The organism is Paradevosia shaoguanensis (genome assembly GCF_016801025.1).
Taxonomy (GTDB): Bacteria; Pseudomonadota; Alphaproteobacteria; order Rhizobiales; family Devosiaceae; genus Paradevosia; species Paradevosia shaoguanensis.
Genome location: NZ_CP068983.1, coordinates 838,019 through 858,114 on the forward strand (window position 1 = coordinate 838,019; position 20,096 = coordinate 858,114).

21 protein-coding genes are annotated in these 20,096 nt (G+C 66.0%); 12 read left to right on the forward strand and 9 right to left on the reverse strand.

Annotation, left to right across the window (positions count from 1 at the left end; translation table 11 throughout):
- Positions 1-6 precede the first annotated feature (6 nt).
- The 3 genes from JNE37_RS03860 to JNE37_RS03870 are packed head-to-tail and all read left to right on the forward strand — an operon-like array spanning position 7 to position 3,856.
- Positions 7-1,503 carry a sugar ABC transporter ATP-binding protein gene (locus tag JNE37_RS03860; protein ID WP_203065374.1) on the forward strand — a complete coding sequence of 499 codons (1,497 nt, stop codon included), beginning with the start codon at positions 7-9 and terminating at the stop codon, positions 1,501-1,503.
- Entirely contained in the window at positions 1,500-2,435 is a 936-nt protein-coding gene (locus tag JNE37_RS03865) for an ABC transporter permease (RefSeq protein WP_203065375.1), read from the forward strand. The genes JNE37_RS03860 and JNE37_RS03865 overlap by 4 nt, the downstream gene beginning before the upstream one ends.
- A complete protein-coding gene (locus tag JNE37_RS03870) occupies positions 2,432-3,856 on the forward strand; it encodes a xylulokinase (protein WP_203065376.1) in 1,425 nt (474 codons plus the stop codon). The genes JNE37_RS03865 and JNE37_RS03870 overlap by 4 nt, the downstream gene beginning before the upstream one ends.
- Positions 3,857-3,913: 57 nt before the next feature.
- Here the strand turns inward: JNE37_RS03870 and JNE37_RS03875 are convergent, their stop codons facing one another.
- Entirely contained in the window at positions 3,914-4,531 is a 618-nt protein-coding gene (locus JNE37_RS03875) for a biotin transporter BioY (protein WP_203065377.1), read from the reverse strand.
- Positions 4,532-4,595: 64 nt separating this feature from the next.
- On the opposite strand from JNE37_RS03875, the gene JNE37_RS03880 reads away from it, so the two are divergent.
- Positions 4,596-5,504, forward strand: a complete 909-nt coding sequence (locus tag JNE37_RS03880) for an MBL fold metallo-hydrolase (protein ID WP_203065378.1) — start codon at positions 4,596-4,598, stop codon at positions 5,502-5,504.
- Here JNE37_RS03880 and JNE37_RS03885 read toward each other — a convergent pair whose 3' ends face one another.
- Complete coding sequence (locus tag JNE37_RS03885; RefSeq protein ID WP_203065379.1) at positions 5,505-6,407, reverse strand: DUF1499 domain-containing protein; 903 nt, start codon at positions 6,405-6,407, stop codon at positions 5,505-5,507.
- A 15-nt stretch (positions 6,408-6,422) separates the two neighbouring features.
- Positions 6,423-7,055, reverse strand: a complete 633-nt coding sequence (gene pdxH, locus JNE37_RS03890) for a pyridoxamine 5'-phosphate oxidase (RefSeq protein ID WP_203065380.1) — start codon at positions 7,053-7,055, stop codon at positions 6,423-6,425.
- Between the two features lie 99 nt (positions 7,056-7,154).
- On the opposite strand from pdxH, the gene JNE37_RS03895 reads away from it, so the two are divergent.
- Positions 7,155-8,093 (forward strand): DnaJ C-terminal domain-containing protein, encoded by a 939-nt coding sequence (locus tag JNE37_RS03895; RefSeq protein ID WP_203065381.1) that lies wholly within the window; start codon positions 7,155-7,157, stop codon positions 8,091-8,093.
- Between the two features lie 405 nt (positions 8,094-8,498).
- On the opposite strand, the gene JNE37_RS03900 is transcribed toward JNE37_RS03895, so the two are convergent.
- Complete coding sequence (locus tag JNE37_RS03900) at positions 8,499-9,281, reverse strand: IS110 family RNA-guided transposase (RefSeq protein ID WP_203065173.1); 783 nt, start codon at positions 9,279-9,281, stop codon at positions 8,499-8,501.
- 818 nt (positions 9,282-10,099) lie between these two features.
- Positions 10,100-11,032 carry an L-threonylcarbamoyladenylate synthase gene (locus tag JNE37_RS03905; RefSeq protein WP_246513502.1) on the reverse strand — a complete coding sequence of 311 codons (933 nt, stop codon included), beginning with the start codon at positions 11,030-11,032 and terminating at the stop codon, positions 10,100-10,102.
- A gap of 81 nt (positions 11,033-11,113) precedes the next feature.
- Here JNE37_RS03905 and JNE37_RS03910 point away from each other — a divergent pair, with 81 nt between their 5' ends.
- From JNE37_RS03910 to JNE37_RS03920, 3 genes are read left to right on the forward strand one after another with little or no spacing between them, the layout of a single operon-like run.
- Positions 11,114-12,058, forward strand: coding sequence for a histone deacetylase family protein (locus JNE37_RS03910; RefSeq protein ID WP_203065382.1), 945 nt, complete (start codon positions 11,114-11,116; stop codon positions 12,056-12,058).
- Positions 12,059-12,069: 11 nt separating this feature from the next.
- A complete protein-coding gene (locus JNE37_RS03915; protein WP_035091623.1) occupies positions 12,070-12,321 on the forward strand; it encodes an exodeoxyribonuclease VII small subunit in 252 nt (83 codons plus the stop codon).
- On the forward strand, positions 12,318-13,055 hold the full coding sequence (locus JNE37_RS03920; RefSeq protein ID WP_203065383.1) for a TlyA family RNA methyltransferase: 738 nt from the start codon (positions 12,318-12,320) through the stop codon (positions 13,053-13,055). The genes JNE37_RS03915 and JNE37_RS03920 overlap by 4 nt, the downstream gene beginning before the upstream one ends.
- A 153-nt stretch (positions 13,056-13,208) precedes the next feature.
- On the opposite strand, the gene aroC is transcribed toward JNE37_RS03920, so the two are convergent.
- The 3 genes from aroC to fabI form a co-directional block, all read right to left on the reverse strand.
- Complete coding sequence (gene aroC, locus JNE37_RS03925) at positions 13,209-14,315, reverse strand: chorismate synthase (protein WP_203065384.1); 1,107 nt, start codon at positions 14,313-14,315, stop codon at positions 13,209-13,211.
- 69 nt (positions 14,316-14,384) lie between these two features.
- Positions 14,385-15,005, reverse strand: a complete 621-nt coding sequence (locus JNE37_RS03930; RefSeq protein ID WP_035028056.1) for a histidine phosphatase family protein — start codon at positions 15,003-15,005, stop codon at positions 14,385-14,387.
- 88 nt (positions 15,006-15,093) lie between these two features.
- Positions 15,094-15,900, reverse strand: coding sequence for an enoyl-ACP reductase FabI (gene fabI / locus JNE37_RS03935; RefSeq protein WP_035091636.1), 807 nt, complete (start codon positions 15,898-15,900; stop codon positions 15,094-15,096).
- 101 nt (positions 15,901-16,001) lie between these two features.
- On the opposite strand from fabI, the gene JNE37_RS03940 reads away from it, so the two are divergent.
- From JNE37_RS03940 to JNE37_RS03955, 4 genes are all read left to right on the forward strand, one after another.
- A complete protein-coding gene (locus JNE37_RS03940; protein ID WP_203065385.1) occupies positions 16,002-17,414 on the forward strand; it encodes an FAD-binding oxidoreductase in 1,413 nt (470 codons plus the stop codon).
- Positions 17,411-17,833 carry an NUDIX domain-containing protein gene (locus JNE37_RS03945; protein ID WP_035091638.1) on the forward strand — a complete coding sequence of 141 codons (423 nt, stop codon included), beginning with the start codon at positions 17,411-17,413 and terminating at the stop codon, positions 17,831-17,833. The genes JNE37_RS03940 and JNE37_RS03945 overlap by 4 nt, the downstream gene beginning before the upstream one ends.
- A 121-nt stretch (positions 17,834-17,954) precedes the next feature.
- Positions 17,955-18,278 (forward strand): TIGR02301 family protein, encoded by a 324-nt coding sequence (locus JNE37_RS03950; RefSeq protein WP_052014902.1) that lies wholly within the window; start codon positions 17,955-17,957, stop codon positions 18,276-18,278.
- A gap of 124 nt (positions 18,279-18,402) precedes the next feature.
- Positions 18,403-18,681: a hypothetical protein gene (locus tag JNE37_RS03955; protein ID WP_035028130.1), complete on the forward strand. Its 279-nt coding sequence runs from the start codon at positions 18,403-18,405 to the stop codon at positions 18,679-18,681.
- A gap of 3 nt (positions 18,682-18,684) precedes the next feature.
- On the opposite strand, the gene JNE37_RS03960 is transcribed toward JNE37_RS03955, so the two are convergent.
- Complete coding sequence (locus JNE37_RS03960) at positions 18,685-20,019, reverse strand: dihydroorotase (protein ID WP_203065386.1); 1,335 nt, start codon at positions 20,017-20,019, stop codon at positions 18,685-18,687.
- Positions 20,020-20,096: the final 77 nt, after the last annotated feature.

The following is a 20,096-nucleotide window of genomic DNA, read 5'->3' on the forward strand; positions in this document are numbered from 1 at the left end:
AGACCATTGCTTGCCCTATCCGGCATGACCAAGCGCTTCGGCGCCACCAACGCCCTCGAAGATGTGAGCCTCTCACTCTCCGGGGGCGAAGTTTTGGGTCTGGTCGGCCATAACGGCGCCGGCAAATCGACGCTCATCAAGATCGTCGCCGGCGCGCAGCCGGCCGATGGCGGCACCATCGCCGTCGACGGCCAGGGCATGCATTTCGCCTCGCCCCACGATGCCTATGCGGCCGGCATTCGCGTCATCCACCAGGATGCGCCGCTCGTGCCGAGCTTCGACACCATCGACAATTGCTTCCTCGGCCGCCCCTATCCCAGGCGGTTCGGCACCATCGACCGCAAGGCGATGCGCGAAGCCATCGCGCGCCATGCCCGCGAGATCGCGCCTGACCTGCCGCTCGACCTGCCCGTGGCCTTCCTGCCGCCCGCCGAAAAACAGTTCGTGCGTCTCCTGCGCGCGGTGTCTGACGAAGGCCGCTTCCTCATTCTCGATGAGCCCACCGCTGCACTCCCGGCCGAAGATGCGCACCGCTTCTTCGCCGTGCTCGAGCGTATGCGCGCCCGCGGCACTGCCATCATCCTCGTCAGCCACCGGCTCGACGAGATCGCCGAATTCTGCGACCGCGCCATCGTCCTCAGGGACGGGCGTGTCGCTACCGAATTGCCTAAGGCCGAGCTCACCGTTGCGCGCCTCGTCACCGCCATGGGCGGCAGCCATCCGACGGCCGATGATCGCCCTGCCATTGCCGCGGACGCCCAGGTTATCCTCGACATATCCGGTCTCACGACGAGCGAACTCAAGACGCCCGGGAGCCTCAAGGTCCGCGCAGGCGAAGTCGTCGCGCTCTACGGCCTTTCCGGCTCCGGCCGATCGAGCCTGCTCCACGCCCTCTGGGGTGCCGAACCAAGCCGGACGGGCTCCGTGACCATTGAGGGCCAGGCCTACCGCCCGCGCTCACCGCGCGACGCCGTGCGCACCGGCATTTCCTACGTCCCCGCCGACCGCCATCGCACTGGCCTCTTCGGCAGCCTCGACCTCGTCTTCAACAAGACGCTGCCTCTGCTCTCGAGCTATCGCGTCACGCCGTCGCTGCCGATCCCCGACCGGAAGGCCGAGCGCTCAGCCTTCCTGGTCGCCGCCGAACGCGTCTCCATGGCCTTCCGTTCGCCCGGCCAGCTTGCCCGCACGCTTTCGGGCGGCAACCAGCAGAAGCTCATCTTCTCGCGCTGGGCCAACCGTCATTCGCGCGTCATGCTGCTCGATGAACCCACCGAGGGCGTCGACGTCATGGCCAAGCAGGCCATCAAGGAAATCATTCGCGCTATCGCAGCCGACGGCAACGCGGTGCTCGTTTCCACCTCCGATCGCGAGGAGGCGCTGGAGCTGGGCGACCGCGTGCTGGTCTTCCGCGACGGCGCCATCGTCCAATCCTTCGAGCGGGCGCAGGCCTCGCCCGAGGCTCTTTCTACCGCCGCGCAGGCCAAGGCTAAGGCATCGTGACTGCATTCAATCTCAGCCGCTTCGGCACCCTGATCGCCTTCGTCCTGCTCTGCGTGGCCTTTTCCATCGCCGCACCGCAGGCCTTTGCCAGCCAGGGCAACGTCTACAATCTCATCCAGCAGATGGCGACGCTGGCCATCGTCGCAACCGCCGCAACGCTGGTCATGACCATTGGCGAGTTCGATCTCTCTGTCGGCTTTTCCGCCTCGCTTGCCGCCGTTATCTGCTTTGCGCTTTTCGGCCAGGGCTATGACGTCTGGCTCGCCGTTCCCGCCGCACTCCTTGCCGGCATCGTCGCGGGCGCGGCCAATGGCATCCTCGTCGCCCGGTTCGGCATCCCGTCTTTTGTCGCCACATTGGCGCTCGGCACCATCCTTTCTGGCCTCGCCTTTGGAGCCTCGGGCGGCGCGAGCATGTTCAAGAACGTACCGGATGGCTTCAAGACGCTGGCGCGCGGCGACCTCTTCGGCATTCCGGTCCTGGCCTTCTGGATTGTCGCTGTCCTCGGCATTGCCAGCTTCGTCCTGACCCAGACCGAATTCGGCCGGCGCCTGCGCGCCATCGGCGGCAACCCGCAGGCCGCCCGCCTTGCAGGCCTGCCGGTGCTACGCGACGTCATCGTCACCTTCGCCATTGCCGGCGGCCTTTCGGCTCTCGCCGGCCTGCTGCTCGCCTCGCGCCTCGGCAGCGTGCAGCACACAATGGGCGAGCCGCTGCTGCTGCCCGCCTATGCTGCGGTCTTCATCGGCACCACCGCCTCGCCGACCGGCTCGCCCACCGTTATCGGCACCCTGCTCGGCGTCGCCATCACTGGCGTCCTCGCCAACGGCATGACCATTTTGGGCGTCGACCCTTTCATCCAAAAGATCATGACCGGCGTCATCATCATCGTTGCGGTGCTGCTGCGCCGCATGGGCCGGACCGCGCAATGACCTCTCCGACCGATCCCATTCTCGTCTTCGATATCGGCTCGTCCGGCCTCAAGGCCGCGCTCTTTGCCGCCGACGGCACCATGCTCGACAGCGACGAAGTCGCCTATCCGCCCGGTTCGCACCCGCATCGCCAATCGCCCGAAGGCTGGTGGGAAGCGGCCGTCGAAGCGGTCGGCCACCTGCCGCCCCTGCGCGTCTCGGCCATCGTCCTCAGCGGCACGATGGAAAACCTCATCGCCGTCGATGGCGACGGCAATGCGCTGGGCGAAGCCCTGCTCTATTCCGATCCCTGCGGCGCCGCCTATGTGGAGGCCTATCGCGACCGCATCGATCCCCGGATCGCCGGCAACGCGCCCGAGCCGCTGATGACCGCGTTCAAGCTCGCTTGGCTGCGCGAGCACGAGCCTGAGCATTATGCCGCCGCCGAGCGGTTCCTCCCCGGCTCCAAGGATTTCGTGGCCTATAGGCTCACCGGCAAATACGTCACCGACCCGACCTGCGCCGCGACCACGGGCCTGATGGACCTCGCCGCCCGCGACTGGTCCGACGACCTCCTCACCCTTTTCGAGATCGAGCGCGCCCGCCTGCCCGTCATCCTCCCGGCAGCCACAGTCATTGGTACGTTGTCCGAGGAAGCGGCCGAGCTGCTCCATCTCGATCCGGGCATTCCCGTCATCAACGGCTGCGGTGATGGCGGGGCCACGACCGTCGGCAGCGGCGCCGACCGTGCCGACGATATCAGCCTCTATCTGGGCACCACCGGCTGGGTCGCCCGCATCGTGCCGCCCGCCCAGTCGGCCGCGCCGCGCCCCTTCTATCGCCTTCCGCATCCCTTCACCGACGATATCATCGAGATCGCGCCAATCCTTTCGGCAGGCGCGGCCGCCGACTGGGCCCGCACCGCGGTCGGCAGCGATATTCCCAAGGGCGAGGCGCTGGCCGAGGCTGCCGACCGGCAGCCCGGCAACGCGCTCTTCCTGCCCTATCTCCACGGCGAACGCTCCCCGTTCATCGACCTGGACGTGCGGGCGGCCTTTCTCAATGTCTCCGGCACCGATGGCCCGGGCGAGCTCTACTACGCCGCCCTCGAAGGCGTCGCCTTCGCCATCAGCGCCAATATCGCGGCGATGGGCGAACTCGGCAGTGGCTCGGTCAGCCTTGTCGGTGGCGGCGCGCTCAGCGCGGTCTGGCCTCAGATCATCGCCGACGTCCTGCGCGCTCCCATCACGCGCCCGGCAAGCCCGGTAAACGCCACCAGCTTCGGCGCCTTCCGCATCGCCCTGCGTGCCCTCGGACACGACGATGCCGAAACCAGCTTTTCGGTCGTCGCCACCCCGCGCCCCGACCGCTACGAACGCCTCGATCGCCAGCGCCAGCTTTTCGATGCCGGCACGGCTTTCGCCCGAACGCTCGGCAGGTAGTCCAAACAAAAAGGCCGGCTCAACGAGCCGGCCTTTTCATTCATTTCGCTACTGACTTCAGGCCTTGCGGCTGCTCAGCAGGGCCCAGGCGCCGGTGACGGTCATCGCAGCGAAAGCCATCTTGATGATGTCCCAGACGATGAACGGCTGGACGGCCACGGCGAAAGCCGAGCCCAGGATGTTGGTCTGGTCGATCCAGGTGGTGCCGGCCGCGAGGGCCAGGAGCCAGACGAAACCGAAGGCGAAGCAGAGGGCGTCGGCGGCGACCATCGTACCGAAAAGGGCGATGGGCTTGCGCGAGAGGCCAGCATCGGCGGCGCGGCCGATGACATAAGCCATGGGGATCATGCCGACGATGAAGCCGAAGGTCGGCGAGAAGAGGTAGCCGATGCCGCCACCACGCGAGAAGACGGGGAGGCCGAGCAGGCCCTCGGCGATATAGGCGACGACGGTCGCCACGCCCACGCGCCAGCCGAAGGCGGCGGAAAGGGCGGCTACGACCAAGGTCTGGAAAGTCACGGGAACCGGAATCAGCGGAATATTGATCCGAGCGGAGACCGCCATCAGGATCGTGCCGGCGAGAACGGTGAAAGCGGTAGCGACCATCTTGTTGGTGCCGGCCTTCGGCTCGAGCACGCCCAGGATGGTGTTCGGGGTCGTAAGAGTTAGCGCCATTGCGGTTAAGGTCCACCCAAGAAATTATGTCCGCTAGTTCTAGTCAGTAGAGTCCGGCAACGCAATGACTTCCGCCCCAGCGTTCAGCACCGATTTCGATCCCCAGACCGGCCGCCCGGTTGCCGCTGCGCCCGGCCTCGTGCGCCTTACCGCGCCCAATGCCAGCCCCTATACCTTCACCGGCACCAACACGTTTCTCCTCGGTGAGAGAAGCGTCGCGATCCTCGACCCCGGCCCGGACAGCAACGAGCACCTCAATGCGATTCTCGATGCCATCGCCGGCCGACCGGTCGAAGCCATCCTCCTCACGCATACGCACAAAGATCACTCCTCACTCGTCCCGAAACTGCGCGCGGCAACCGGCGCACCGGTCTGGTTCGGTGGCCGCCATCGCCTGTCGCGCCCCTTGCGTCCTTTCGAGATCAACACGCTCTCGCGCTCCTGCGACTGGGACCTCGTGCCCGACCGCGTGCTCACCCATGGCGAGCGCATAAGCATCGACAAGCTCGCCCTCGAGGTCATTGCGACCCCCGGGCATTGTGCCAACCACCTCGCCTTCGGCCTGGTCGGGACGCCGCACCTGCTTACCGGCGATCACATCATGGGTTGGAATTCGACGCTCGTGGCCGTGCCCGATGGCTCGATGCGCGACTACTTCACCTCGCTCGATCGCGTCATCGCTACACCCTACCGGCACTACCACCCCGCTCATGGCGGCCCGATTGCGGACGGCGCTGCCTATGCCCGCGCGCTGAAAGGGCATCGCGAGGCGCGCAACATGCAGATCGTGGCGGCTGTCGAGGACGGCGCCCGCACCATCATGGCCGTGGTCACCCGCATCTATCCGCAGCAATCGCTGGCCATCCGCCACGCGGCGGCAATGACGGTGCGGGCGCATGCCGAATATCTCGCAGATCTCGGAGCCCTGCGCATGCGTCGCACCCTTTTCGGGACGCGGCTGCTGCCGGCCTGATCACTCCTGCGGCGGGGCTTCGGTGTCGAAGGGCTCGGGCGGTGGCGGACGCAGGTCGGCGGGGCGATCGGCGGGCACGACAACGTCGCTGCGCGTGCCACCCTGCACCGGCGGCGGCGTATCGCCCTCGGCGCCCCGAGGCGCAGGCACCAGCACGCTGTTGCGCAGCACTGTCGTCACTGCGCTATCGAGCGCCAGCAGGAATTCCTCGATGCGCTTGCCGTTGGCGCCGAGGTCGGAAAGGCTCGGCGTCAGCGAGGCCGAGCGCATGTCGACCACGCCGCCTTCGCCCCCCGTGCTGACCCTGATCGCCACCGCATCGCGCCAGCCCAGCCAGGTCGTGACCACGGCATCGATCTGGCCGGTACCGCGCGCCGTCGGCGGCGCCTGGCGCAGCCGCACGTCCCAGCCCCAATCGTTGACCAGCTTGCTCACCACTTCATAGAGGCGCGGCGCATCGAGCGGATAAATACGGGTATGGGCATTGGGAAAGGCAGCCTCTATCGCCGCCTGATCCACCGTGGGATCGACGCTGGGCGCGGGTGCGAGCAGCGCCAGCTTGAGGTCCTGGCTGGTCGAAACGTCGGTAACGCGCGGATAGCGCGAGGCCTCGATGAAGCCGTAGACGAAGGGCGCAAGGCAGAGAAGGCTGAGGATAAGGCCACCAAAGGCGCGGTCCCAGCCGCGATCACCCGTGATCCAGAGCCGGACCAGGGCACCCAGGCTAAGGAACAGCGACAGCCCCGCTACGATCAGCGCCACCAGCGCCATTGTATGGAACGCCTCGGTGGTGATGACCTGCTGGCGATGCAGGACGACCGGAATCACGGCCAGCGGCACGGCAAAGCTTGCCAGGCGCCGGGCCCAGATTGCCCATTTGGACGTCCGGATCAGTATGCGCATCGCCCCCTCGATGCGTCAGGGATTGAGGCGCTGACGCCGCCAGTCGCCGGCGGCATCCTGCGTGAACAGGAAGCGGTCGTGCAGGCGGAACTCGCCATCCTTCCAGAACTCGATTTCCCTGGGCACGATGCGGAAGCCCGACCAATGTGCCGGCCTCGGCACTTCATCCTCGCCCAGCTTCTTGGTCAGCGCATCGACGCGTTCCATCAGCTCGGCACGGCTTTTCAGCGGACGCGACTGCTCCGATGCGCTCGAAGCGATCTGCGAGCCGCGGGCGCGGCTGTGGAAATAGGCATCGGCCTCGGCAGCGTCGACAATCTCGACGGCCCCGCGCACGCGGAACTGGCGGCGCAGGGATTTCCAGTGCATCACGAAAGCGGCCTTGGGATGGGCCAGCAATTCGCGTCCCTTGGCACTCTCGAAATTGGTGAAGAAAGCGAAACCGCGCCGGTCATGGGCGTTGAGCAGCACCATGCGCACATCCGGCAGTCCGTCGGCATCGACGGTGGCGATGGCCATGGCGTGGGGATCGTTGGGCTCGCTCGCCCTGGCGGCGGCGAACCATTCCTCGAACAGATCGAACGGATCGATGGGCGCCTGATCGGCGTCATCCAGCAGACGGTCGGTAAGAGTTCTTTCGGCAGTCATGAGAAGACCTTCGGTCGTGAACTGGACAAGCCGGGGAGCCGTGGCCATATAGGACGTGAACGAGCGGTTCTGCAACCGCCATAGATTCGATTGGAACCCATGCGCGATCCATACACAGTGCTTGGGGTGCCGCGCTCGGCGAGTGAGAAGGACATCAAGTCCGCCTACCGGAAACTGGCCAAGGCGTATCACCCCGACCAGAACAAGGACGACCCAAAGGCCCACGCCAAGTTCGCCGAGGCCACGGCTGCCTATGACCTTCTCAATGACAAGGAGAAGCGTGGGCAGTTCGATCGCGGCGAGATCGACGCGGAGGGCAATCCACGCTTTGCCGGCTTCGGCAATGGCGGCGGCTTCAGCGGCGGTGCGCGCGGCTCCCGCAGCGCTGGCGGTGGCTCGGCCAATTTCTCGGCCGAGGACATCCTCAAGGAATTCATGAGCGGCTTTGGCGGCCAGGGCCGCCAGACCCGGACGAACCAGAGCTGGGATCCCTTCACCGGCTCGGCCGGCCCGGGCGCCTCGACAGCCAAGGGCGAGGACGTGGCGGCAACCGTCGCCGTCTCGCTCGAAGACGCCAACAAGGCGGCTTCGGTGCCGGTGCGGATGCCCACGGGCAAGGTGCTCTCGGTCAAGCTGCCGGAAAAGGTCGAGGAGAACCAGCAGATCCGCCTCAAGGGCCAGGGTCATCCCTCGGCCTATGGCGGGGAGCCGGGCGACGCGATCGTCACGGTCAAGTTCGCCCACCACAAGACCTTCCGCCGCGACGGCCGCGACCTGCGGGTCGATGTACCGATCACACTCTATGAAGCCGTGCTCGGCGCCAAGGTGCGCGTCCCGACGCTCGACGGCTCGGTGGAACTCAACCTCCCCGCCGGCGTCGACACCCTCAAATCCCTCCGCCTCAAGGGCAAGGGCCTCTACGGCGACGGCGACCTCTACGCCAACGTCAAGATCGTCCTCCCCGAAGGCGGCGACCCCGACCTCGAAAGCCTGATGCGATTCTGGAAGGACCAGAAGCCGTATAAGGTGCGGGAGTAAGGCTCCCCTCACCTGCCCACATACAACGGCTGATTTTTGATCCCCGATCATGCCGGCAGGTCTCCCTCCCCCTTGCAGGGAGGGGACAGGGGTGGGGGTGAGCAAGCGGCGCGGAGCTATCCATTTTACCGCGTGATCGTTCTCGCATCTCCACATTGCGGAGGCGGGGGTTGGCGAGTCCAAACGTCGAGTTTGTGCACCCCCACCCCTATCCCCTCCCCGCAAGGGGGAGGGAGACCTGCCGGCGAGATCACGCAATCCGGCTCGCTTCGCGACCTTTGCCTGATCGTCGTTCCGCCCTCACCATTTCCCACCTCCTATCCTCCCGGCTTCCTCTCCGCAGCTTCCCCACTTCCCTCACCCCACCCACCGCACTTCCCCGGCCGAAGAGCCGGCAACTGTAATTCAGGTTGCGAAGCTTGTTCGGGTTTTCATGATGGCGTTGATGGTGACGAGGAGCTTTCTGGCGAGGGCGACGAGGGCGGGCTTGGGTGGTTTTCCGGCCTGGCGCAGACGGTGGTAGAAGGCGTTGAGAGGCGATTGTGTTCGCAAGGATGCAACGGCGGCCATGTAGAGGGCCTGGCGGACGCGGCGGCGGCCCCCGCGGATGGAGCGCTGTCCGCGCCGTAGGCCGCTATCGTTGTTGAGCGGGGCCAACCCGGCCAGGGTGGCGATCTGCTTGCCCGAGCGTCGGCCCAGTTCGGGCATCAGGGCGGCCAGGACAGAGGCGGTGACCGGGCCGATGCCGGGCACCGAGCGGATCAGGGCCTGGTCCTGTGCCAGGGCGGCATCGCTGCCGATCTGGTTCTGGATTTCGACCTCGATGGCGGCGATGGCCTGGTTGAGGCCGGCCATGTGCCGGTCCAGGTCGGCGCCGATGAAGGAATCGGTTATCTCGATCCGGCGCTGCTTTTCCTGGGTGCGCATGGCCACCAACTGGTCGCGGCGGCGGCTGAGCAGGCCGAGCCGCTCGCGTCCGGCCTCGGGCAGCGGGTCGGCCACGAGGCGCAGGGCCCGGCCCATTTCGGCAAGCATGGCCGCATCGAGCGCATCGGTCTTGGCGAGCCGGCCGCTCGCCCGCGCAAAGTCACGGGCCCGCTGCGGATTGACCCGGACATGGCCGATCCCGGCCAGCGCCAGTCCGGCGCGCAAGCTCTTGTCGTAAACCCCGCTCGCCTCCAGCACCACGAGTGCCCTCCCGCTCCAGCGTGGCGGCGAATGCGGCGATGGCGTCCATCGTGTTAGCAATCCGCTGCACGCCCTCCCCGCCGGAAGAGGCGATATCCAGCCAGGCTTTCGAAACGTCGATTCCAATCCAGGTCGGTGATAGGGTCATGGGCCTGTCCCTGTGATCCGAGGTCCGTCTCGAGCGGCCTCGCGCAACTGTTCAGGTGTTTGTCAAAGCGGGCGGGGACCCGTGCCGGCTCTCGGTCTTTAAACCTGGGGCCCAACGGTCTCCCGCCCGCACCCAATATGACACAGCACAATTACACAGGGGCCCACGGGTCCCTCCACTCGAGTGGAGCGGTGCAATAGGCCCCGGATCAAGTCCGGGGACGTAAGGTGGTGGGGTGAGAGCGAGGGTATCCGGAGAGCAAAGAACGACCGTGCCAAAAAACTTATCCCCGCCCCCATCACCCTCCCGCATACTCTCCCCATCCCTCCGCCAACGGCGAGGCACAGTACGCAGTGCCGCGGCGGCTGGCGGCAGGACTGGAGACGCGCAATCGTGCACACGCGTCTCTCGCCCTGCCGCCAGGTTCTGGGAGTTGGGGGAAGTCCGGGGGCGCCTGGGCTTACGGCCTAAGAGTGACGTGACCGGCCCGGAGTGCGCTCGCGGGCAACTTGCGTGAACGGGCTTGTCGAAACCTCAAACGCTCAAGGGGCGAGGCCATGCCTCGCAATACATCGCTAGCAATATAGACTTGAGGCAAACCTCGCCCCGAGCCGCCAACGAACCACAAGCAAACCCGACCGGAGCAATCCGTGCCGGCGCCTTGGCGCGTCTAGCTGCGCGGAGCCGCCGCGCGCTGCAGGCGGTCATTGATCGCCTCGCCCAAACCCTCTTCGGGGATCGGCGCCACGGCGATCCGCTTGACGCCGCTGCCATCCAGTTCATGGAGCATGGCAAAGAGATTGCGCGCTGCCTCATGCAACCGTGCGGTGGGCGAGAGATTGAGCATCGGCCGATCCGTCGATGGAGCCGGCCCAAAGGCGAGATAGGCCTCGTCGGCGAACGGCGCCTCGGCATTGAGCCGCAGTGTTGCCTCCGGCGCATAGTGGCTGGCCAGCATGCCCGGCGCCGCGATGGCGGCATCATGCTCGGCGGCTTCGATGCGACGACCGAGCAGTCGTTCGGCCTCCTCGCGCGCCAAGGCCCCAGCGCGCAACTGCACGACCTTGTCGCCATCGACCTTGAGGATCGTCGATTCCACGCCGGCCTGGCACGGCCCGCCGTCGAGCACGGGCACGCGGCCGCCGAAGCCGATGCGGACCTGGTAGGCATTGGTGGGCGACAGGCGACCCGAGGGATTGGCCGATGGCGCAGCCAGCGGCCGGCCCGCAGTACGGATGAGCTCGAGCGCCAGCGGATGGTCGGGAATGCGGATAGCGATCGTATCGAGCCCCGCCGTCACGATATCTGAAATCTTGTTGCCCGCCCTCTGCGGCAGCACCAGCGTCAGTGGCCCCGGCCATGCCTTGGCCAGCTGCCGCGCCAGGGGCGAGAACTCGGCCAGGCTCTCGGCCATATCGAGATTGGCGCAGTGGACGATCAGCGGGTTGAAGCGCGGCCTGCCCTTGGTTTCGTAGATGGCGAGCACGGCATCGGAATTGGTGGCGTCAGCGCCCAGGCCGTAGACCGTCTCGGTCGGGAAGGCACAGACGCGCCCCGAGAGCAGGATGGCGGCTGCTTCCTCGACGCTTTGCGGATCGATCATGGGCTTATTCATGCACGCTGTTTGACAAGGGGGGCCGGCCACGTCAAGAAGACATACCAGCGGCATTGCGGCTCTTCAGGCATGACCACGCTTCTCATAAGCCAAGCCAATTTCGACAGCCATGTGACGCCGTCCGGCCATCCGGAACGCGCCGAACGTATTCGCGCGGTCGAAAGGGCGCTCGCCGACGAGCGCTTCGCGCCCCTCGTTCGGCGCTGGGCGCCATCGGGCGACCTGTCGCTGGCCAGCCTCGTGCACGATCCCGAATACCTGGCCCGGCTGCGCGATGTCCGCCCGGCCGAGGGGATCGGCCGGATCGACGAGGACACCTTCATCTCCGCCGGCTCGCTCGACGCCGCCGCTACCGGTCTCGGCGGCGCGCTTGCCGCGCTCGATGCGGTGGCGATGGGCGAGGTCGACAACGCCTTCTGCGCCATCCGCCCCCCCGGCCACCACGCCGAAATCCGCAACCCGATGGGTTTCTGCCTCTTCAACACGGTCGCCATCGCCGCCCGCGAGGCGCAGCGCAAATACGGGGCCGAGCGCATCGCGATAGTCGATTTCGACGTGCACCACGGCAACGGCACGCAGGATATCTTCAAGGACGACCCCACCGTCTTCTACGCCTCAAGCCACCAGATGCCGCTCTATCCCGGCACGGGGAGCCCCAACGAGCACGGCGTCGGCAACATTCTCAATGCCGCGCTCCAGGCCGGTACGAATGGCGAGGCCATGCGGATCGCCTATCTCGAGTCGCTGCTGCCGGCAGTCGATGCCTTCGCGCCCGATTTCCTCTTCATCTCGGCCGGGTTCGATGCCGACTATCGCGATCCTCTCGCCCAGCTCAACTGGAAGCCGGAGGATTATGCCTGGCTCACCGGCAAGCTGATGGACATTGCCGAGCGCCGCTGTTCCAACCGCATCGTCTCGCTGCTCGAAGGTGGATATGACCTCCACGGCCTCGCCGACGGGGTGACAAGCCATGTCACAATGCTACAAGACGGCGCTCTGCGAAACGCCCACTAGGATTCGACGCCATGGCCGAAAACACCAACGAAGATATCAAGGCGATGAGCTTCGAGCGGGCGCTCGAGGAACTGGAGACCATCGTCCAGAAGCTCGAAAGCGGCCGTGCGCCGCTCCAGGAATCTATCGCCATCTACGAACGCGGCGAAGCCCTCAAGGCCCATTGCGACGGCCTGCTCAAGACCGCCGAGGCGCGCATCGAGAAGATCACCCTTTCGCGTGACGGCAAGCCCAACGGTACCGAGCCGCTCGACGGCCAATGAGCGAGCGCATCCGGCTCGACCTGGCGCTCGAGCAGCGCAAGCTCCTGCCGAGCCGCGCCAGGGCCCGTGACGCGATCCTGCGCGGCACGGTGACGGTCAACGGCGTCGTCGCCACCAAGCCGCACCAGATGGTCGCCCAGAGCGACGTCATTACCCTTGACGACCCCGCCTCCCGCTACGTCTCGCGTGCTGCGCTCAAGCTCATCGCCGGGCTCGACGCCGGTACTATCGCTGTCGAAGGTCGCACCTGCCTGGATGTCGGCAGTTCGACCGGCGGCTTCACGCAGGTGCTCATCGAGCGCGGCGCTGCCAAGGTCTATGCCGTCGATGTCGGCCACGACCAGTTGCACGAAAGACTGCGTCGGAACGGCAAGGTCGTCTCGCTCGAAGGCGTCAACGCTCGCGATCTCGACCGCACCCAGATACCCGACGAGATTGACCTCGTCGTCTCCGATGTCAGCTTCGTCTCGGTCACCAAGGTCCTCGCCGCGCCACTCGCGCTCTGCCGCTCGGGGGCGGATGCCGTGATCCTCATCAAGCCGCAATTCGAGGTCGGCCGCGAGAATATCGGCAAGGGCGGGATCGTGACCGATGTGGCTGCGATCGAGAAAGCGGTGTCGGACGTGATCGCGTTTTTTGCTGCCGAAGGCTGGGCCCATCGGCTGTCGGTGCCATCACCGATTTCGGGTGGGGACGGGAATACCGAGACTGTGGCGGTATTTCGCAAGCGTTAGGCAGCTGCGGAGGAGTCTGCGGCCCACCCCTCCCTGGCCCTCCCCACAAGGGGGAGGGTGGGGTTTGCTGCTCGATCAGGCCAAAAGACACCCACCCTCCCCCTTGTGGGGAGGGCCAGGGAGGGGGAAGCCCCAAACTCCAGACGGCCAGCCTTAATACCCCACCCCACCAAACCGCCCGGTCTGGGCCCGGTGCCGCAGGAAGTGGTCCGCCAGCGTCACTGCCATCATCGCTTCGCCGATCGGCACGGCGCGGATGCCCACGCAGGGGTCGTGCCGTCCCTTGGTGATGATGTCGGTATCCTCGTTCTCCGTGGTCACCGTCTGGCGCGGCGTCAGGATCGAGGACGTCGGCTTGACGGCGAACCGCACCACGACCGGGTCGCCATTGGAAATCCCACCAAGGATGCCGCCAGCCGAGTTCGAGAGGAAGTACGGCGCTTCCGGCCCTGCCCGCATCTGGTCGGCGTTCTGCGTGCCGGTAAGGCTCGCCGCCTCCATGCCGGCGCCGATCTCGACGCCCTTGACCGCATTGATGGACATCATGGCCGACGCCAGGTCAGCGCTCAGCTTGCCGTAGATCGGCGCGCCCCAGCCGACCGGTACGCCTTCCGCCACGACCTCGATCACGGCGCCCACGGAATCGCCCGACTTGCGCAGGCCATCGAGATAATCCGCCCACATCGCCGCGGCCTTGGCGTCGGCGCAGAAGAACGGGTTCTCGCCGACCTGATCCCAATCGAAATTGGCGTAGTCGATCTTGTGCGGCCCAACCTGCACGAGGCTGGCCCGGATCTTGACCTCAGGGATCACCAGCCGCGCCACGGCGCCTGCCGCCACACGCGCTGCGGTTTCGCGCGCCGAGGAGCGACCGCCGCCGCGATAGTCACGGATGCCGTATTTCTGATGGTAGGTGAAATCGGCGTGGCCCGGCCGGTACTTGTCGCGGATCTCGCCATAATCCTTGGAGCGCTGGTCGGTGTTCTCGATGAGCAGCGAAATCGGCGTGCCGGTGGTGCGCAGCCCGCCCGTGCGCTCATCCTCGAAGACGCCCGAGAGAATCTTCACCTCGTCGGCCTCGCGGCGCTGAGTGGTAAAGCGGGATTGTCCCGGCTTGCGACGATCGAGATCGCGCTGGATCACTTCGGCGCTGATGGCGACGCCCGGCGGGCAGCCGTCGACGACCGCGCCCAGTGCCGGCCCATGGCTCTCGCCCCAGGTCGTGAAGCGGAACATCTGGCCGAAGGTATTGTAGGACATGCTGCTCCTTACTCCCGAGCCCTGCCGGGGATTGCCGCTGTTCTAGGGAGAGCGCCCCGGCGCGTCAATTCAGACGTCGTGCGGCCCGATGATCTCCAACTGCCCTTCGGTGAAGTGCATGATGACGTCCTGGCGCGGCGTCCAGTTGATGACGTCGCCGACATCGGCATGCGCCACCAGCACGCGTAGCACGCGGGCAATGCCGCCATGGGCAACGACAACCGAAGGTCCACCCAATTTCATGGCGAAATCGGAGAGGCGCGCTTCGACATCGAGATAGTTCTCGCCGCCTTCAGGGCGGAACTCCCAGTAGTCGGCGCCGCGATAGCCGGGGGCGGTAGCCACGTGAGCCGGCAATTCGCTGTGCAGCAGGCCTTCGAGCGCGCCGAAGGAAATCTCCATCAGCCGCGGATCGATCTCGACTTCGGGCAACGGACCATCGAAGGCGGCGCGGATGCGCTGCATGGTTTCACGGGTGCGGCCGAGGGGAGAAACGTGCCATTCGAGCGCCATGGGATCGACCTCACGCGCCTCTAGGAGCCGGCGGAGCGTGCGGCCATTGCCGTCGGCCTGGCTGCGCCCCGTCTCGTTGAGCGGTACGTCCTTCTGTCCCTGGTAACGCTTCTCGGCGTTCCAGTCGGTCTGGCCGTGCCGGATGAAATACAGTTCCGGCCACTGAAGTGCAGTCATCGCAATGCCCTAACACCAACGAAAACCGCCCGCTCTATGCGGGCGATTTCATCCTATGTCCAGTGCTGTGGGCTGCAAGCCCCCGCGCTTATTGCGCGGCGGTCGGCTCGTCGTCGAGAACGCGCATGCCGATGATGTTGAAACCGGCGTCCACGTGCTGGATTTCGCCGGTCACGCCGCTGGCGAGGTCAGAGAGCAGATAGAGCGCAGAGCCGCCCACGTCCTCGATGGTGACATTGCGGCGCAGCGGGGCGTTGGCTTCCTGCCAGTGCAGCATGTCGCGCAGGCCCGAAATACCCGAGGCGGCTAGGGTCTTGATGGCGCCGGCCGAGATGGCGTTGACGCGGATGTTCTTGGAGCCGAGATCGGTGGCAAGGTACCGCACCGAGGCTTCCAGCGCGGCCTTGGCGACGCCCATCACATTGTAGTTAGGCACGTACTTCTCGGCGCCGTAATAGGTCAGCGTCAGGAGCGAACCGCCATCGGGCATCAGCTCTTCGGCGCGACGGGCAACGGCGGTGAACGAATAGACCGAGATGTCCATCGTCAGCTTGAAGTTGTCGCGCGAGGTGTCGATGTAGCGGCCCTCGAGTTCGTCCTTGTTGGAGAAGCCGATGGCGTGCACGACGAAGTCGAGCTTGCCCCAGCGCTGCTTGATCTCCGCGAAGGTGGCATCCATTGCCGCTTCGTCGCTCACGTCGCACTCGACCAGGAAATCGACGCCGATCTCGGCGGCCAGCGGCTCGACGCGCTTCTTGAGGGCTTCGCCCTGGTAGCTGAACGCGATTTCGGCGCCCTGGGAATGCAGCGCCTTGGCAATGCCCCAGGCGATCGAACGGTTGTTGGCGACGCCCATGATCAGGCCGCGCTTGCCGGCCATCAATCCTTCAGCCATCGGATTCCTCGCAGATGTTGTCTGGCCGCTTGTCGCACAGGGGATTGTGGCGGGCAAGTTCTAGCTTTCCGCCCGAAAGGCGAACGATTATGGTCCGGCTCATGTCCCTGAATGCCCCGCAGATCATCGAAGCGCTGGCCGGCCTTGTCGGCCCCGGCGCCGTCATTGGCGACCCTGCCCGCATGGGCGCCTTCCTCAACGAACCGCGCAAGCGATTCCACCAGAGCGCGGTCGCCGTGGTGCAGCCAGGCAGCGTCGAGGAGGTGCAGGCAGTCGCCCGCTGGGCCAATGGCAACGGGGTCAAGCTGATCCCGCAAGGCGGCAATACCGGCCTCGTCGGCGCGCAGGTGCCGCTCTATGGCAACGAGGTCATCGTGAGCCTCACCCGGCTCAACCGCGTCCGCGGTGTCAATGCCGATGCCGGCAACATGACGGTCGAAGCCGGCCTCACGCTCGAAGAAGCGCATCGCGCCGCCGAGGCCGAAGGCGCGATGCTGCCGCTTTGGATCGCCTCTCAGGGTTCGGCGCGGATCGGGGGCGTGCTCTCTTCCAATGCCGGCGGCATCCAGGTGCTGGCCTATGGCAATGCGCGCGAGCTCTGTCTCGGGGTCGAAGCGGTGCTGGCCGACGGCCGCCTTTACCGCGGGCTCAACGCCCTCAAGAAGGACAATACCGGCTACGACCTCAAGGACCTGCTCGTCGGCGCCGAAGGCACGCTCGGCATCATCACGGCCGCAACGTTGAAACTCTTCCCGCTGCCTGAGGCGCACGAGACGGCCTTCATCAGCCTCGCCTCCCCCACCCAGGCACTCGAACTCTTCTATCGGCTGCGCCAGCGGGCCGGCAGCCAGCTTACCGCTTTCGAGCTCATGCCGCGCTTCGGCATCGACCTGCAGCTCAAGCACGGCATGATTGCCCGCGATCCCTCCGCGGGACCCTCGCCCTGGTATGCTCTCGCCGAAATCTCGGTGCCCCGCGGCGGGGCGCATGGCGTGCTGCAGGCGGGGCTCGAAGCCGCCCTGGCCGATGGCACGATCACCGATGCAGTGGTCGCGGAATCGCTCGATGATCGCAACCTCATGTGGGCCACGCGCGAGCAGATGTCGGACGTCCAGAGCCGGGAAGGCGCATCCATCAAGCACGACGTATCCGTGCCGATCGCCGCCGTGCCCCAGCTCATCGCGGAAGGAAGCGCGGCCGTCGAGCGGATCGTGCCCGGCATCCGCCCCTGCCCGTTCGGCCACCTGGGCGACGGCAACATCCACTTCAACCTGAGCCAGCCCGTCGGCGTCGACGGCAAGGCCTTCATGGCGGGCGCCGAACCGGTGCACGAGGCGATCTACGAGATCGTCACCCGGCTGGGCGGCTCGATCTCGGCCGAGCATGGCATCGGCCAGCTCAAGACCGAGCTCCTCAAGTCGCACAAGGACCCGGTGGCACTCGAAATGATGCGCGCCATCAAGCAGGCGCTCGATCCCAACGGCACCCTCAACCCCGGCAAGGTACTCGGATGAGCCTCGTTACCGAAGACAATGTCGATACCGTCTTCAACGCCGCCAGCATGGCGATCTTCGAGGATGGCCGGGTGCTCCTCATCCGGCGTGCCCGCTCGCCCTTTCTCGATTATTGGTCCCTGCCCGGTGGTCGCCGTGAACCCGGCGAGACCGCAGTCCAGTGCGCCATCCGCGAAGTCGCCGAAGAAACCGGCCTCAGCGCCTTTTCGGCGGAGCTCGTCGAGGTCATCGATATCGGCCAGGAGCGCCCGTTCTTCCTCGCCGTCTTCGCCAGTAATGACTACGAAGGCATCGTGACCGGTTCGGACGAGATTTCCGGCCACGTATGGTCGCTGGTCGAGGATCTGCCGCGACCGGTGACGCCGGAGCTGCCCGATGTTCTGGCCAAGGCGCGGGCGGTCCTGGCGCGGCGCGGCTAGCCCTTCTCGAAACATTCTGGCGAACGCGCGCCGCTTCTGGCACTAAACGCCCATGAAATCTCTTCACCCTCGCCGAATCAGATCGATACTGGGCGCCGTCGCCGTGTTGGCGGCGGTAGCGGTGTCGTATCCGGCTCGGGCGGTCGATCCGCTCTATCAGCCGCAGATGGAGCGTCTGGCGGAGATCATGGGGAGCCTCTATTTCCTGGAGCCGCTGTGCAAGGCCGGCGGCGTGGACTGGCGGGCGCAGATGGAAGGGCTGATTTCGGCCGACGAACCGGACGAGGACAGGCGGCAGCGGCTCGCCGGTGCGTTCAACAGCGGCTACACGTCCTTTTCGCGCCTTTACCAGACCTGTACGCCCTCGGCCTCCGAAGCGCTGACGCGGCTGCTGGTGGAAGCGGAGAAGACGGCGCGCGACGTGCACTCGCGTTATGCTGAATGAAACGTAAAGATTTCCACAGGCCAAAGCCGCAGGCTTCCGGCATTAAGTAAAAATCCTGATCCTCCGTTAACCTTCAAGTTACGTATCGGCTCTGCGTGCCTGCGGCTCGTGCTACCCATTGACCATGCGCACGACCAAGAGTCCCTTTTCCGCCGCCGATGCGGGCACGCCACTGAGCAGCGATCACGCTGAGCAGCAGATGGCGCTCGAATATCTGGCCGAAGCCTGGAACATGGCCGAGGAAGACGGGATCAGCAGCGTTGCTCTCGCCCACGCCTCGATTTTCGCGGCGCTCGCGACCCTTGTCCGCGCCCATGGCGAGACGGTTACGGCCGAGATCATCGCGGCCCTGCCGGAGCGGATCGAGGCTGGCGAATACAACCTCGATCGCTCGCTGCAGTAAGACTTACGCCACCGGCTGGAGCGTTTCGAGGAAGCGCATCGGCTGGCCGGTCGAAGCCGCCAGCAACTCGTTCTCCCACATGACCGTGCGACCGCGCAGGATCGTGCCCACCGGCCAACCCTTGACCTTTACGCCATTGTAGGGCGTCCAGCCCGCGCGCGAGGCCACCCATTCGTCACGGATCGTCTCTTCGCGCTTGAGGTCGACGATGGTGAGGTCGGCGTCGTAACCCACCGCGATCCGACCCTTGTTGGCGATGCCGAAGAGGCGGTTGGGACCGGCGCTCGTCATATCGACGAAGCGTTCGAGGCTCATGCGGCCGGCATTGACGTGATCGAGCATCACCGGAACCAGCGTCTGCACGCCGGTCATGCCGGAGGGCGAGTTGGGATAGGGCTTGTCCTTCTCCTCGCGGGTGTGGGGTGCGTGGTCCGAGCCCAGGATATCGGCGACGCCGTTATCCACCCCCGCCCAGATGCCCTTACGATGGGCGGCGTCGCGCACCGGCGGGTTCATCTGCGCATAGGTGCCGAGGCGGGTATAGGCCGTTTCGTCCAGCGTCAGGTGGTGCGGCGTCACTTCGACGCTGGCGACATCCTTGTGGTCGGCGAGGAACAGCATTTCCTCGGCCGTCGAGATGTGGAGGACGTGAATGCGCTTTCCGGTTTCGCGCGCCAGGCGCACGAGGCGCTTGGTCGACATCAGCGCGGCTTCCGGATCGCGCCAGACCGGGTGCGAAGAGGGATCATTGGGGACGCGCAGCGGCTTGCGCTCTTCGAGCCGGTATTCGTCTTCCGAGTGGAAGGCGGCGCGGCGGCGGATGACGCTCAGGATCGACTTGACCCCGGCATCGTCGGAAACGAGGAGGCTCCCGGTCGACGAGCCCATGAAGACCTTGACGCCGACGCAGCCCGGCAGGCGCTCGAGCTCTGGCAGCTCGGCGACGTTGTCGTGCGTGCCGCCGATATAGAAGGCGAAATCGCAATGCATGCGGTTGGTCGCGCGGGCGATCTTGTCGCGGAAGGTTTCGGCCGTAATGGTCAGCGGATTGGTATTGGGCATTTCGAACACGCCCGTCACCCCGCCCATGACCGCCGAGAGCGAGCCCGATTCGAGATCTTCCTTGTGCTCGAGCCCCGGCTCGCGGAAATGCACCTGCGTATCGATCACGCCGGGCAGGATGTGGAGCCCGCGGCAATCGACGACCTTTTCGGCACGCGCCGCGTCGAGCGAGCCCAGCGCCACGATGCGCTCGCCCTTCACGCCGATATCGGTAACGTGGATGCCGTCCTGGTTGACGACAGTGCCGTCCTTGAAAATCACATCGTACTGCGCCATGTCTGCCATTCACCGGTTAGCCTGAGCGCGCCGGTTTTAGGGCAAGGCCGGCAGCCTAGTCCAGTGTTGGAGCCATC

What these genes read in the sequence shown, in the direction of transcription:
- JNE37_RS03870 (WP_203065376.1), top strand. Translation starts at nt 2,432, where the DNA reads ATGACCTCTCCGACCGATCCCATTCTCGTCTTCGATATCGGCTCGTCC.
- JNE37_RS03875 (WP_203065377.1), bottom strand. Translation starts at nt 4,531, where the DNA reads ATGGCGCTAACTCTTACGACCCCGAACACCATCCTGGGCGTGCTCGAG.
- JNE37_RS03880 (WP_203065378.1), top strand. Translation starts at nt 4,596, where the DNA reads ATGACTTCCGCCCCAGCGTTCAGCACCGATTTCGATCCCCAGACCGGC.
- JNE37_RS03885 (WP_203065379.1), bottom strand. Translation starts at nt 6,407, where the DNA reads ATGCGCATACTGATCCGGACGTCCAAATGGGCAATCTGGGCCCGGCGC.
- pdxH (WP_203065380.1), bottom strand. Translation starts at nt 7,055, where the DNA reads ATGACTGCCGAAAGAACTCTTACCGACCGTCTGCTGGATGACGCCGAT.
- JNE37_RS03895 (WP_203065381.1), top strand. Translation starts at nt 7,155, where the DNA reads ATGCGCGATCCATACACAGTGCTTGGGGTGCCGCGCTCGGCGAGTGAG.
- JNE37_RS03905 (WP_246513502.1), bottom strand. Translation starts at nt 11,032, where the DNA reads ATGATCGATCCGCAAAGCGTCGAGGAAGCAGCCGCCATCCTGCTCTCG.
- JNE37_RS03910 (WP_203065382.1), top strand. Translation starts at nt 11,114, where the DNA reads ATGACCACGCTTCTCATAAGCCAAGCCAATTTCGACAGCCATGTGACG.
- JNE37_RS03915 (WP_035091623.1), top strand. Translation starts at nt 12,070, where the DNA reads ATGGCCGAAAACACCAACGAAGATATCAAGGCGATGAGCTTCGAGCGG.
- JNE37_RS03920 (WP_203065383.1), top strand. Translation starts at nt 12,318, where the DNA reads ATGAGCGAGCGCATCCGGCTCGACCTGGCGCTCGAGCAGCGCAAGCTC.
- aroC (WP_203065384.1), bottom strand. Translation starts at nt 14,315, where the DNA reads ATGTCCTACAATACCTTCGGCCAGATGTTCCGCTTCACGACCTGGGGC.
- JNE37_RS03930 (WP_035028056.1), bottom strand. Translation starts at nt 15,005, where the DNA reads ATGACTGCACTTCAGTGGCCGGAACTGTATTTCATCCGGCACGGCCAG.
- fabI (WP_035091636.1), bottom strand. Translation starts at nt 15,900, where the DNA reads ATGGCTGAAGGATTGATGGCCGGCAAGCGCGGCCTGATCATGGGCGTC.
- JNE37_RS03940 (WP_203065385.1), top strand. Translation starts at nt 16,002, where the DNA reads ATGTCCCTGAATGCCCCGCAGATCATCGAAGCGCTGGCCGGCCTTGTC.
- JNE37_RS03945 (WP_035091638.1), top strand. Translation starts at nt 17,411, where the DNA reads ATGAGCCTCGTTACCGAAGACAATGTCGATACCGTCTTCAACGCCGCC.
- JNE37_RS03955 (WP_035028130.1), top strand. Translation starts at nt 18,403, where the DNA reads ATGCGCACGACCAAGAGTCCCTTTTCCGCCGCCGATGCGGGCACGCCA.
- JNE37_RS03960 (WP_203065386.1), bottom strand. Translation starts at nt 20,019, where the DNA reads ATGGCGCAGTACGATGTGATTTTCAAGGACGGCACTGTCGTCAACCAG.